At 55.7% G+C, this 13,580-nt stretch carries 11 protein-coding genes; 7 read left to right on the forward strand and 4 right to left on the reverse strand.

Going from position 1 to position 13,580, the window contains the following annotated elements; translation table 11 throughout:
* Positions 1 to 149: 149 nt before the first annotated feature.
* Positions 150 to 1,103 carry a ComEA family DNA-binding protein gene (locus B051_RS0104330; RefSeq protein WP_018476954.1) on the forward strand — a complete coding sequence of 318 codons (954 nt, stop codon included), beginning with the start codon at positions 150 to 152 and terminating at the stop codon, positions 1,101 to 1,103.
* 169 nt (positions 1,104 to 1,272) lie between these two features.
* Positions 1,273 to 2,100, forward strand: a complete 828-nt coding sequence (locus B051_RS0104335) for a hypothetical protein (protein WP_018476955.1) — start codon at positions 1,273 to 1,275, stop codon at positions 2,098 to 2,100.
* Between the two features lie 29 nt (positions 2,101 to 2,129).
* On the opposite strand, the gene B051_RS0104340 is transcribed toward B051_RS0104335, so the two are convergent.
* From B051_RS0104340 to B051_RS21905, 3 genes are all read right to left on the reverse strand, one after another.
* The gene (locus B051_RS0104340; protein WP_018476956.1) at positions 2,130 to 2,612 is read right to left on the reverse strand and encodes an NUDIX hydrolase; all 483 of its coding nucleotides are present in this window, start codon (positions 2,610 to 2,612) and stop codon (positions 2,130 to 2,132) included.
* Positions 2,613 to 2,637: 25 nt separating this feature from the next.
* Positions 2,638 to 3,729: an alpha/beta hydrolase family protein gene (locus B051_RS20815; RefSeq protein ID WP_018476957.1), complete on the reverse strand. Its 1,092-nt coding sequence runs from the start codon at positions 3,727 to 3,729 to the stop codon at positions 2,638 to 2,640.
* A gap of 202 nt (positions 3,730 to 3,931) precedes the next feature.
* The gene (locus B051_RS21905; RefSeq protein ID WP_018476958.1) at positions 3,932 to 4,645 is read right to left on the reverse strand and encodes a hypothetical protein; all 714 of its coding nucleotides are present in this window, start codon (positions 4,643 to 4,645) and stop codon (positions 3,932 to 3,934) included.
* A 251-nt stretch (positions 4,646 to 4,896) separates the two neighbouring features.
* Here B051_RS21905 and B051_RS20825 point away from each other — a divergent pair, with 251 nt between their 5' ends.
* The 3 genes from B051_RS20825 (at position 4,897) to B051_RS0104365 (ending at position 10,786) form a co-directional block, all read left to right on the forward strand.
* Positions 4,897 to 8,850, forward strand: coding sequence for an AAA domain-containing protein (locus tag B051_RS20825; protein WP_018476959.1), 3,954 nt, complete (start codon positions 4,897 to 4,899; stop codon positions 8,848 to 8,850).
* A gap of 92 nt (positions 8,851 to 8,942) precedes the next feature.
* The gene (locus tag B051_RS0104360; RefSeq protein ID WP_018476960.1) at positions 8,943 to 9,800 is read left to right on the forward strand and encodes an NHL repeat-containing protein; all 858 of its coding nucleotides are present in this window, start codon (positions 8,943 to 8,945) and stop codon (positions 9,798 to 9,800) included.
* Between the two features lie 119 nt (positions 9,801 to 9,919).
* Complete coding sequence (locus B051_RS0104365; protein ID WP_018476961.1) at positions 9,920 to 10,786, forward strand: SDR family oxidoreductase; 867 nt, start codon at positions 9,920 to 9,922, stop codon at positions 10,784 to 10,786.
* Positions 10,787 to 10,858: 72 nt separating this feature from the next.
* Here B051_RS0104365 and B051_RS0104370 read toward each other — a convergent pair whose 3' ends face one another.
* The gene (locus B051_RS0104370; RefSeq protein WP_211214315.1) at positions 10,859 to 12,688 is read right to left on the reverse strand and encodes a hypothetical protein; all 1,830 of its coding nucleotides are present in this window, start codon (positions 12,686 to 12,688) and stop codon (positions 10,859 to 10,861) included.
* 31 nt (positions 12,689 to 12,719) lie between these two features.
* Here B051_RS0104370 and B051_RS22925 point away from each other — a divergent pair, with 31 nt between their 5' ends.
* Positions 12,720 to 12,845, forward strand: coding sequence for a hypothetical protein (locus B051_RS22925; protein ID WP_281163447.1), 126 nt, complete (start codon positions 12,720 to 12,722; stop codon positions 12,843 to 12,845).
* Positions 12,846 to 13,350: 505 nt separating this feature from the next.
* Positions 13,351 to 13,542: a cold-shock protein gene (locus B051_RS0104380; RefSeq protein ID WP_026236186.1), complete on the forward strand. Its 192-nt coding sequence runs from the start codon at positions 13,351 to 13,353 to the stop codon at positions 13,540 to 13,542.
* Positions 13,543 to 13,580 lie beyond the last annotated feature (38 nt).

Below are 13,580 nucleotides of genomic sequence, written 5' to 3' on the forward strand. Positions count from 1 at the left end.
GTCATGCTCAGTACCATGTTGTTAGTAACTGGCGCAACTATCTACTTTTTTATAAGGGTGCTCAATGCCCCTCACAAACCGGAGCCTGACTCCTATCTTGACAATGACGACGAGATAGAGCGGCAGGCCCCGCGGGCTTAGAATTTTATATGAGAAAACTCAGGTACTGGATTCGACGCAACTTTGGCTTTTCGCAGCGTGAAGTAAACGGGTTTCTGGTGCTGATAGGCATAATGGTGCTGCTTACGGCGGCACCATTATTTTTTAACTGGCTCCTGAGTCCCAGGCACAGCACTTTCAGCAACCCCAACGACAAACAGACACTAGACAGCCTGGTGGCGCAGCTGGAGGCAAAGCAGCCACCTGCTAGGGGGAAGCGGCAGTTCGAAGTGCCGGCTGTCGCGCTGCGGCCCTTCAATCCCAATGAACTGTCGGAGGAGCAATGGCAGGGTTTTGGGGTGCCGAAGTACATGGCCAAACGCATTCTCAACTACCGCAAAAAGGTGGGCGATTTCACGTACAAAGCCGAATTGGGCAGAATCTATGACTTCCCGGACTCGACCTTCCAGCGACTCTATCCCTACATCGAGCTCCCCGAAACCAGGCCAGACCGCTATAAGCGCAGCCAAGGTATAGCCGCCAACACGCGTACGGCCTCCAATACAAACTATACCTATACTCGCCCACGTGAGCGCTTCATTCTGGCGCCATTCAACATCAACGCAGCCGATACCACCGAGCTGAAGCAAATAAGGGGCATCGGTAGCAAACTGTCTGCCCGGATTGTGAAGTACAGGGGCAGCCTGGGCGGTTTCCACAGCATGGAGCAGGTGAAGGAGGTATACGGGTTGCCACCTGCCATAGTGGATAGCCTGCAGAAGTACGCTTTTGTACCGAAGGCCAATGTGGTGCAACGGATTCCGCTCAACTCAGCCAACGCCGACGAACTGCGGGCGCACCCTTACATCAATTCCAACCTGGCCCGGGCTATTGTGGCTTACCGGGAACAGCATGGGGCCTACCGGCAGGTGGAGGATATACGCCAGATAAAGCTGGTGACGCCCGAGCTATACGAGAAAATCAGTCCATACCTGGTGCTGTAGGTATGGGCCCTGCTACTACATTTAGCTGCTCCTCAGCTGGGAAAGCAAAGAATCCTTCGCCACATCCTGTTTTATTTATAAGCTATCTTCTATATTTGAATAGCTGCTAACACAGCTATTCTACTCTACATCCACCACCTTTCGGCCTATAGCTATACCTCTACCTCGCATGAAACGACTCCTTGCCTCCTTGCTGCTGCTTTTCGTGGCACAGTACGCCTTTGCCCAGGCGGACACCCTCTTCACCCATACAGGTAAAATACCTTGCACCGTAAAAGAGATAACCCCTGAAACGGTACGGTATACGCATGTAGGAGAGGAGCTGATTAACACGGTTTACCGGAATGCGGTGCAGAAAATCGTGTTCCAGAACGGGCGTGTGCAGACATTTGAAGAAGCAACTGCTTTAAAGAAAATCAGTGGCTTGCATGATTTCAATAACGTGACTGTAACACAGCTTGAAGGAGATGTGAAGGGCTTGTTCAAAGTGGGGGACATCAGTTCAGCAGCTCAGAGCGCTACGCTGCTCTCTGACATGGGCGCCGTCCGGGACCGTGCTTTCCGCAAAATTAAGATTGTTGCCGCGATGATGGGGGCGAACATCGTATACCTGACGCAACAGCAAACCGTGGCCAACAATATTTACCTGCGAAACAGTTATGGCAATACACCCGGAACGTATCTGTCAGGCGTCGTCTACACGAACCAGTTGCCAAGCCTCGAGGAGTTCAAATCAAGAACAGCTGGCAAGTCGGAGTTCCAGGTGATTGAAAAAGCGAGCTTCAAGAGCAGCTCAAACGATGTGACTACCTATCCTTCCAAATGGAAATTCAAACTGCGGGAGGTGAAGAATGAGAACGGGCTGATTATACTGGACGGCGATTTGCAAGGGGCCAGCAGGTACAACAAATTCAGGGTAGCCTCTTTCGATGAAAAATTCTTCTACATCTACTACGAAGAGAAAGGTGTTTCTTACAACGTGAAGCTCGCGATATAAGTACGGGAGGACATTGGGCTAAAGGCTGACTACTGCTTTCGTGCCTGAAACAACTGCTCCGCCTTTTCCAGCACAAGTCGCTCGCTTTTGAAGGCCAACAGTTTTTTCGCCTCCTGTAACCCGACCCAACGCGCTTCGTTCACTTCCCAGTCGTGCTGGCCAATGTCGCCGGACTGGTAGGAGAGTAGGAAGAAGTGGACGAACTTATGGAACCGGACGCGCTGCTGCCCCTTGTTGCCCACATACCAGTATTCAATCACATCGATTTTCTCCAGCAGGCTCGCAGCTATACCTGTCTCCTCCCGCACTTCCCGCACCGCGGTTGCCTCAGGCGACTCACCGGGGTCTACTATACCTTTGGGCAACTGCCAGCGTGCCTGCTTGCCAACCGAAATAAGCGCAACCTCAACGCCCGCGGCTGTCTCCCGATAAGCGACCCCACCCGAAGAGACCTGCTCCAGGGTAGGTATACTGGCTTTGGCGGGTGTGCTATCCTGGGCTTCTTCGGGCATACGTGTGTATAGTTAGGAAACAGGTCTACCGCTGACCGGCCACAGGAGGGGCGACCTCTGGTGTTTTCTTCTGCTGCTCGTTCAGCCACAGCAGCCCCGGGTTGTAGGCCATGTCGTGCACGCCCACAAACAGCACCAGCCGTACATTGGCTGACTCGCGCGAAAACACCACCTGCGGGTCTTTGGTGCCAAAGTACCTGTCGCGGGTGGTGGCGCCTTCCATACCTTCCGGCAGTTTCTGCTCCTTCAGAAGATAGTCAACCTGCTCTTGCGAAATTGTATCGGCCGGGTTGGCCAGTATGTTGAAGGCCCGGATGGAATGGTCTGGCGGAACGAGCACGTCTTCGGTTCCATGGGCCAGGAAGATGGGTACCTCCTTGGCATTTTGGATGTAGGTGCTGGGGCTGCGACGCTTGCACTCTTCGGCGGCTGGCGTGCCAGGTATAGGCTCACCCCCGCAGGCAATTACGATATGGCTGTTGTAATCGCGGTGGGGGTAGTTCTGGCTGAAGGCATACCAGTCCACCAGGTCAAAGACTGGCACCCAGGCTACCACGCCCGCCCATATCTCAGGGTGTCTGCCCGCGGCCACCAGCGCCGTCATCGCCCCGCCCGAAGACCCCAGGATGTAAATGCGCGACTCGTCAATCTCAGCATGTGCCTTGGCATAGTTCACCGCATCCACCAGGTCCTGTATGGCCAGGTCAGAGGCCACGGCCTCCGGCTTGTCGAACTTGCCCCGGTAGTTGGGGTGAATGAAGGCCCAGTCATATTCCTTCGACCAGAGCGCGTAAGGGATGCTCTTTACCTGCAGGTACTCGCTGCTCCAGCTGTGCAGCATGACCAGCAGGGGGCGCTTTCCGGTGGTCTCGGAGGTATAGAACAGCGCAGGCTGCTCGCTACCATCTATGGTTGATGTGATGCTGACCTGTTGTATCTCGGGAACCTGCTGCTTCCATTTCTCCAGGCTCTCATCTGCGAACTTAAACGGGTACTTTTTGGAGGTGGAGAACTCGTCCATGCGGCTCACAGGCTTTTCCTGCCGCTCCTTGGTGCAGGAGGTGAAGAGAGCACAGGTGCTCAGCAGAAAGAATATCAGAAGGATGTAGTTTCTCATAGAGTACTTATAGGGCAATGTCAGCGCAGGACTTTTGGTGGTTTCCTCTTACAACCAACGCACAAAGTTATTTGTTATCGTGTTGAGGAATGTCAGAAAATTTCAGGCCGTTGCACGAACTGCTATACCATACGCGGCAAAACGCGGAATGGATTAGACGCACAGGTTCAGTGAACGTGCAGCATGCCCATACCTGAACCGGCTAGCGTTGCACACCAAGTCTGTTGGAAGGGAACAGGAAGGCGAAGAAGATAAAGCTAGCCAGCACGAACTCCTGCAACTCCCATTTCCGGCCCTGCTGAATCAGCAACACGCAGAAGAAACACACAAAGTACAGGAGGCTCTGCACATACGTAGGTATAGGGAGGTCGATTTTGTGCACCTGTTTACGGAACCAGGCCTTGCGCCGGTACAGGATTGGGAAGAGCAGAAAGTAGGTGAACACGCCCGTATAGAGACCCAGGCTGAAGACGAGTCTGTTCAGGCTCACATCGTATACCTGGATGTTGTGGAGCGTGAACTCCTGCTGCTCGTTCACCTGCTGCATTCCTTCAGGCGTGGCAAAGCCAAGCAGCCGCTGCCCCCACGATATCTCCTCGCCAAAGCCAAAGAAGAAGAGCGCGCTGGCCAGGTAGAAAAAAGCCATGGGAGTCCGTTGGGTGGCGGAGAGCGCCCGGTTCAGGCAAAGGAAAGAGGTCAGGAGCAGGAGAAAAGCCGTTGCGTGTTCGATGTAGCCATCTTCTGTGGTATAGGCGTGGTAGAGGTCGCCGTCGGTATAAGACAGGTAAATGGCAAGCACAATGTGCCCGAACGCCAGGGTGTACAGCACCCTCCGCAGAAAGGCGTACCGGTCAGCAGCCGCCTCTAGAGGAGTGTCTGAGTAAGCGTGCTCGCTATGTTGCTTGATGGTGCCCACCGGGTAGATATCAATTCAAATCACAGTCCTTACTTGGTTCCAACTCGGCCAAACCACGGCTTGCGGAGAAACCAAATTGTACTTAGGAAGTACCTATACTGTACGCAGCATAGCCTCTGGAGATGGCCCGCTAGCCCGTAAATCCGGCTAACGGCTCCATCTCCTCTACCAAAAGAGTTTAAATCCTGCTAACTTGCTTTCTGCTATAGACTTTCCTGACACGATTACCGTTTAGGAACCATACATCATCCATGAAATCCATACTCACCACCTACCGGCACAGGCTTCTCAACCTGAGTTCCAGCAACAGGGCTTTGCTGCTGCTGCGCCTGTCGCGGGAGCTGCACCTGGACGTGGAGGAGCTGGATTTCCTGAACAACAAGCCTGCCTTCTTGGTAGTCGAGAAACTCATAGCTGGCAAGAAGGCCATGCTGGCACCCTATGCCGATAGCCGCTATGCCCCTGTGGCGCCAGTGAGCCGGCGGCTGCGCTACATCAAGCGAAAGGCAGAGATGGTATTTGAGGAGCGCGGAAGCCACGAGCTATACCTAGGATGGCCCTTCGTGCACGGCAAGTTCTCGGACGGCACGGCGGTGCGTTGCCCTTTGCTGTTCTTCCCGGTCAGGCTGCAGGTGAGCGCGGCGCAGGAGTGGGAACTGGTGCCAGATGAGTCGCAGCCGCCGCAGTTCAACCAAAGTTTCGTGCTGGCCTACGCGCACTACACGGGCACACCCTTGGCTGAGCCGCTATTGGAACTCGACTTGAGCACGCTGCCCACGCACCCAGTGGAGTTCCGCACGCAGGTATACGAGCTGCTGAAAGAGCAGCAACTGGGCGTGCACGCCGGCCGCGAGTTCTTCACCGACAAACTCAAACCCTTCCGCGATTACAAGAAAGCCGAGTACGAAGCAGAGCTGAAACCCGGCCAGCTATACCTGGAACAAGAGGCAGTGTTGGGCATCTACCCGCAGGCGGCCTCCTATCTGCTCGCCGACTACGATGCACTGCTGGAGCGGGGGGGACTGCAGGAGATGGAAGAACTGTTTTCAGCACCCGACACAGGTATAACCCAGGCCGTGCAGGCGCAGCATACCTTCACCGCCTTCGACATGGATGCCTCGCAGGAGGCAGCGCTGCAGCAGGTGAAGCAGGGCAAGTCGCTGGTGGTGCAAGGTCCTCCGGGAACGGGCAAATCGCAGCTCATCTGCAACCTGGTGTCGGACTTCACCGCACGGGGCAAGCGGGTGCTGGTGGTGAGCCAGAAGCGCGCCGCGCTGGACGTGGTGCACCAGCGCCTTTCTTCCAAAGGGGTGGGCGCTTTCGCAGCCCTCGTGCACGATATCAACGCCGACCGCAAGAGCATCTACCAACAACTGCTGCTACAGATAGACCAGGTAGACGAGTACAAGAAACAGAACCTGGCCCTCAACAGCATCTACACCGACCGCACGTTTCTGGAAGTGAGCCGCGGCATCAACGTCTGCCTGCAAAAGCTGGAGAACTTCCGCAGCGCCCTCTTTGACAGCAGCCGCTGCGGCTGGTCTCCTAAGGAGCTATACCTGCGCAGCAGTCTGCAGCAGCCACACGTTCCGCTTACCTCCGGCTTCAAGAATTTTACCGCCGGCACCGTAACCGACTTCTTGCCCCGACTGCGCGCATACCTGCAGCAGGCCATCGTGTTGGAGCACCAGGATTTCGTGTGGAGAGAACGGCACAGCATGAAGGGCTTTGGCTGGCCGCAGCGGCAGGAACTCGAGCAAGTCATCAACGAATTGCCCCAGCAATACAACGAGCTCCAGCAACGTATCAGCGAACTCAGCGGCTATGCCTTCACACTCCCTGACGCAGCCAAACACACCACCGCTCTGTCGACCATAACCGAGCTGCAGCAACTGCTGGAAGGGGAAAGCGTGCAGGAGCTGCTGCAACCCCTGCTGCGCAAGCAGGCCAAAGCGACAGAACTGAAGCAGCAGGTGCGGCAGCTCAAGGAGCTATACCTGGTGTGCCCGGCCCCAGACGCCGCCATACCTGTGGAGCAACTCACCTTGGTGAAGGCCGCTATCACCGCCTTTGAGCAGCAACGCGGCGACTTCTTCAAGGGCATCAGCTGGTATTTCTCACAGGACAAAAAAGTGCTGAAGGAGGCGCTGGGCAAATACAGATTAGAACTGACGGAAGCGGGCGTAGGCGAGCTACAGCGGCGCCTGCAACTGCGGGAACAAGCAGTTGGGCTCATCAAGGCCATCAACAGCAGCATCCGCTATACCTTGCGCATAGAGGACAACCCGACACCCATGCTGCAGAAACTGGAGGTAGTGGAGCAGGCGCTGGCAGCGCACAAGCTGCTGAAGCAACTGCACCGCGAGCAGGTGTTTCACGAGAAACTCCACCAAGAATCGAAACTGACTGAACACCTAACCGCACTGGTAGAGGCCGTGCAGACACTCGCTATAAGGTATAGCGCTTGGGAGAAATGGCTACCGCAGTATCAGACAGAGCAGCTCATACAGAATCATGAACATGGACCCAAGCTGCTGGAGGGACTTCGGCAACACTTCGAGCCGATGGTGGCACATGACACCTTGCGCGCCTCCTTCTCAACTGCTGAGCAGGAGGTGGCGCGACTGCTCCTGCACGAAGGCATTGCCTCCGTAGCGGAAGGGGAGGCGTTGTTCCTGAACAGCCTGTACCTGGCCTGGCTGCACGAACTGGAGGCCCTGCACCCAGAACTGCGCATGCCCGACAGCGGCGAATTGGAGCGGGTGGAGACGGAACTGCAGCAACTGCTGCGGCAGAAGCAGCAGCTGAGCCAGGAGATAGTCCTCTCGCGCTTGCGGGAGCAGACTTATCAGCACATGGAGTACAACCGCTTGGGCAACGCCGTCACCTACCGCCGGCTGCATGCGCAGGTGAGCAAAAAGCGCAGCCTGTACCCCATCCGGAAGCTGTTCTCCCTTTTCCAGGAAGAGGTGCTGAACCTGGCGCCCTGCTGGCTGGCCTCTCCCGAAACCGTATCGGCGGTGCTGCCGCTGGAGCGCTGCTTTGATTTGGTGATTTTCGATGAGGCCTCACAGTGTTTTGCCGAATCCGGTATACCCGCTATGCTACGCGGCAAGCAGGTGGTGGTGGCCGGCGATGAGCAGCAGCTTCGGCCATCGGATTTATACCGCGCCCGCTGGAGCGGCAACGGCGATGAGGAGGTAGAGGAACTGACGGCGGAGTCGCTGCTGCAGCTCTGTGGGCTATACCTGCCGCAGACCATGCTCACGCAGCACTACCGCAGCCGCTACCCGGAGTTGATAGACTTCTCCAACCGCTACTTTTACCGCCAGCGCTTAGAGCTTATACCTGAATTGCACGACGCCAACGCCCGCCAGCCGGCCATCCAGTTTGTGAAGGTGCAAGGGCTCTGGCAGGATAACACCAACCAGCTGGAGGCGGAGAAAGTAGTGGAACTGGTACTTCAGAAACTGCAGGCAGGGCAGGAGGAGGTGGGCGTCATCACCTTCAACTACAACCAGCAGATGCTCGTGCAGGACCTGCTCGAGGAGCGTGCGCAGGAGCAGGGGACAGCGCTGCCAGCCAGTGTGCTGGTCAAGAACATCGAGAACATGCAGGGCGATGAGAAGGAAGTCATCATCTTGTCCATTGGCTACGCGCCGGATACGAAAGGAAAGATGGCCATGCAGTTCGGAAGCCTGAACCAGGCGGGAGGGGAGAACCGACTCAACGTGGCCATCACGCGGGCCAAGCAGCAGGTGGTGGTAGTGAGCAGCATTCGGGCCGAGCAACTGCTGGTGGAGAACACGCTGCACACCGGACCGAAGCTGCTCCGCGAATACCTCCACTACGCCCAGCAGGTGAGCCGCCGTTACTTTGAATACAAGCCGAAACAAGTACTCATGCCGACGCAGGTGCCCCTGCTGAAAGAACGCCTGGTGCAGGAAGTGCCGCACCTGCAGCCAGCAGTGCCCTTCGCAGACCTCACTGTTTTGGAAGAAGGCCAATACAAGAGCGTCATCCTCACCGACGATGACCTCTACTACAGCCACCTCTCTGTTCGCCACTCCCACGCCGATGTGCCACAGCTGTTACAGCAGCGCCACTGGCCTTTCCGGCGGGTGTACAGCCGGCAGTACTGGTCCGACAAAGAAAAAGTAGTGGAGGAGTTGAGGAGTTTGAGGGTTGGGGAGTTTAGAAATTAAAGAATGGGAAGTCAGGTATCGGCCTATCAGAATTGTGCATGCACAACAATCAGCGAATAACAAGTAACCATTCAGCAATTCAACAACCATAGATGCTCATCAAGCTGTTCACCCTGTATGTATACCTGCAGACGGCCGTGTGTGGCTGTGGCGCTGACAGGCGCACCAGTGACTTTGAGCGGCTCCGCAAAGACTATACGGTGCAGGTGCAGCGCATCGGGCGGCTGGACACGCGCATAAAGGAAAGCTCCGGCCTGGCCCGCGCCTCCGACAGCACCTTTTGGACACACCCTGACAGTGGCTCTGACCCAGAGCTATACCTGTTTAACCGGAGAGGGGAGTTGCTGAAAACGGTACCGCTGCCACTGCCCAACCGAGACTGGGAAGATATCGCCCAGGACGATGGGGGTAACCTGTACATCGGGGACTTCGGCAACAACGCCAACAGCCGCCGCGACCTGCGGGTGTTCCAGGTAAGACAGGATGCCATGACTCCACAGGCAATCATCACGTTTCGTTTCGGTGACCAGACCGCTTTTCCGCCATCGGGGCAGGAACGCCACTTCGACCTGGAGGGCTTCTTCTTCCGCTCTGATAGTCTGCACCTGTTCACCAAGAGCCGCGGGCGCAAGGGTATCACCCGGCGCTATACCTTACCCGCCCGTATGGGAGATTATACCTTGGCACCGCAAGAAGAACTCCGGGTGAAAACGCCTATCACGGCTGCCGACGGCGCACCAGACGGAAGTGCCTACGCGCTGCTGGGCTATGGTCGGTTATACCTGTTCCAACCCAACACGCCCTACGTTTCCTTCACCGGGAAACGCTATTGCCTGCCGCTAGCGCGCACGGGTCAGGCGGAGGCCATCCTATACCTGTCGGCCACTCAACTCCTCATCAGCAACGAGAACGGCAAGCTATACCTGGTCAGCCTGGAGCCGAAAAAGTAGTCGCCAGAGCCATCGCTTCAACCAAATAATGCGGTTTGCAGTTATAGTTAACTGAAGGCTACCATGACAGCAGACGCGCTGGTGCCGTAAAACCAATCAACCGCATAAGAGACAGAACCATGAAAGAAACCATACTGGTCACAGGCGCCACAGGCACTGTTGGCCGCGAAATTATAAAGCAACTCTCCTTGCAGGACAGGCACGTGCGGGCGGGCGTACACTCCGTCATCACGGGCGAAAACCTGAAGCGCCTGCCGGGGGTGGAGATAGTAGAGATAGACTTCAGAAAACCCGAATCGCTTCACGCCGCTTTCACGCACGTCGACCGCCTCATGCTCATCACGCCCATGACTGAGGACCAACAGGAGATGGCCAGAAACCTGGTGGATGAAGCGAGGAAAAAGGAGGTGAAGCACATCGTAAAACTATCAGCGCTTGGAGCCGGAGCAGAGCCAGGTATACAGCTGGGCCGGTGGCACCGCGATATAGAGAAATACATTGAGGAAAGCGGCATACCCTATACCTTCCTGCGTCCGGCAAGTTTCATGCAGAACCTGGTGAACTACAACGCCGAGACAATCCAGAAAGAAGGGAAGTTCTACATGCCGATGGGCGATGGCAAAGTCAGCTTCATCGACACCCGTGACATTGCAGCCGTTGCGGTGGAGGCCTTGACAAATGATGGACACGACAGCCAGGTATACGAACTGACCGGTCCGGCGGCGCTGTCGCATGCGGAGTTAGCCGCCATCCTGAGCGAAGAGACCGGAAGAGAAATCTCGTTTGTGGATGTCCCCGAGGACGCCGTACAGCAAGGCATGCTGTCGCAGCACATGCCGGAGCAGCTCGTGAATGCGCTGCTGGAGCTATACGCTGTCCAGAAAGCTGGCAAGTCATCCGGCGTCACCAATACGGTGCAGGAGGTTACGGGTCGTGCTCCCCATTCTTTCCGGCAATTCGTTCGGGACCACAAAGAGTGCTTCTGATGCAGGTATAAATTAAAAAGAGAGAGCCTCCCTTGTTTCAAGGGAGGCTCTCTCTTTTTAGGTATGATTTACTTAGTCAATGTTACGATAACGGTCACTGCGTCGGCTCTCATACTGGCTGCTGTCGCGGTCAGAATCAGACTGGTTGCCACCACGCTGCGATGAACCCTGGTTGCCAGACCCGCTTCGGTAATTCTCGCGCGAGGAGGAACCCTGGTTGTCGCTGTAGTAAGAGGTGCTGCTGTCCATGGAACCGTATCGGCTCTGGTCACCGCCACGGCCGCCCTGGCCATAGCCACCTTCTCTGTAACCGCTCTGGCCGTAGCCTCCGCTGCTCATGCCGCCTCTACCTGAAGAGCTATAGCCACCTTGGCCTGAGCCGTAGCCGCCGCCCTGTGAAGAGCTACCATAGCCACTTCCTTGAGAGGAGGAGCCGCCACCGTAGCTGCTCTGGCCGGAACCATAGCCTCCGCCGTAGCCACTCTGGCCGTAGCCGCCTTGGGACGAACCGCCTTGGTTGCCGCTTCTGTACTCATCGTTGTAAGAGCCGCCTCTTGAGCCGTAGCCGCCTTGGGAGCCGTAGCCACCTTGCATGGAGCTCTGGGAGTCGTAGCCTCTGGATGAACCGTAGTTGTCGTTGTCGTACTCGCTCATGCCTCTGGATGAACCATAACCCATGGAGCCGTAACGGTCGCTATCGCCGTAGCCACCCTGCATACCTGTTCTGGAAGAACCGGAACCTGTCGTGCTGGAGCCATAGCCTTGCTGGCCGCTCTGGCTTCCGCCGTAGCCGCCTTGGTTGTAACCACTCTGTGAACCGTAGCCGCCTTGTGATGAGCCGTAGCTGCTACCACCCTGGCTGCCTCTGCCTGAACCATAGCCGCCCTGCGAACCATAGCTGCCGCCCTGTCCGCCGCGCTGGCCGTAGTCACCCTGGCCGTAGCTCTGCTGATAACCTCCCTGGCCTCCCATGCCCTGGCCACCGTAGTTGCCTTGTGAGGAGCCACCGTAACCGCCTTGGGATGAAGAACTGCCGTAGCCACCCTGGCCACCATAGTTACCCTGTGATGAACTGGAGCCGCCTCTGGAGCCCATGCCGCTGCTGCTGTAGCCGCCACCTTGCTCGTAGCCACCGCGGCCGCTGTCATAGCTGCCGTAGCCGCCTTGGTTAGAAGAGCTTCCCTGCATACCGAACGAACCTTGGGAGCCGCCGAAGCTTTGGCCACCCATATTGTCGCCTTCTCTATCCTGGTAGCCGCCCTGCATGCCGCCTCTGGAAGTACCGTAGTCCTGGTCCTGATAGCGGGTGCGGTTGCCTTCCATGCCGCCTTGGTTGCCATAGTTATAGCCTCCTTGTGACGAGCCGTAACCTCCCTGAGAGGAGGAACCATAGCCACCGCCTTGGGACGAAGAACTGCCGTAGCCGCCCTGGCCACTCTGGTTGCTGTAGCCAGTGCTGTCGCCGTAGCCGCGCTGCATGCCACCACCTTGTGATGATGAACCGTAGTCGCCCTGATATCCGTAGCCGCTCTGGCCACCGTAGTTGCTGTTCTGAGAGCCATAGCCGTATCCGCCCTGTGAGCCATAGCCACTCTGGCCGCTGCCCTGGCTACCATAGTCTTGGCTTCCGCTCTGGCTGCCATAGTTCTGGTTGCCCTGCTGTGAGCCACTCTGTCTGCTGGAGCCCTGGTCGCTGTCTTGTGAGCTGCTCATAGAGCCATAGTTTCCGGAATCCTGGCTACCACTCTTGCTGCCGCTCTTGTTGGAAGAGGAGGAAGAGGATGACTTGCCGGATTTAGAGTCAGATGTTTTGCCTGTGCTCTTGGTGCCGGACTTTGCTCTGGTTGAAGATGACTTTGAGTCGGTGCCAGATGTTTTGCTGCCGCTCTTAGAAGATGTCATTGAATCGGAATCGGAAGAGGAGGATGAACCCATGCTACCTGATAAACCCATGCTGCCTGATCCTGATGAACCGCTCTGGCCTGACGTGCTGCCCATGCCTGAGCTGCTCAGTCCTGATGAGCCGGATGATGAGCTACCCGACGTGTTGCTGGACTGATTGGATGATTGATTTTTTTCGTTGTCTTTCATAGTTCTGATCTCCTCAGTTTATAGTTATGGTAAATGGAAAATAGTACTCACTGCACTGTCCTGAATTTTGGTTTCAATCATACTACAGTAGTATGAAACGTAATCCGGATTCAGGTTTCTGTCCTCAACAGGATTTAGTGACTATACCTGTTTTATAGTGTAACAGAACGTTTTAGCTATACGAACCTTGTGAGAGAGGGTTATTGGGAGCGCTGCAGTGTCCGCTCAGGAAAAAGCCGAATCAGCACCCAGGATAGCTGCCGCACCTCCGTGTTCAACCGCTTGCCTGAGTGCAGAAGGTAGCAGCGTATAGGAGTAGCAGAAACAGGCTGAGCATACCTGGCATTCGGTCTAAGAAATGCCGCGATTTCAGAGGGTGTGAACGCTAAGTTGCGCCTCTAATATTTTTTTGATTATGGCAATTAATCTGAACTAATTTTTTACCTTTGTTTCATTATTATAAATTCATTATCATGAAAACAGGTAAAGTAAAATTCTACAACGTATCTAAAGGCTTCGGATTCATTGTCGCTGACGATACAAACCAAGACATCTTCGTTCATCAGACTGGCCTTATCCACGAGATTCGCGAAAATGACCGTGTTTCTTTCGAATTGAAAGAAGGCAAAAAAGGATTGAATGCAATTAACGTAGAGAAAATCTAAGTTAGAAATTGATATAGCCCTTTAGGCAGGGCATTCAT

The organism is Pontibacter roseus DSM 17521 (genome assembly GCF_000373265.1).
Classification (GTDB): domain Bacteria; phylum Bacteroidota; class Bacteroidia; order Cytophagales; family Hymenobacteraceae; genus Pontibacter; species Pontibacter roseus.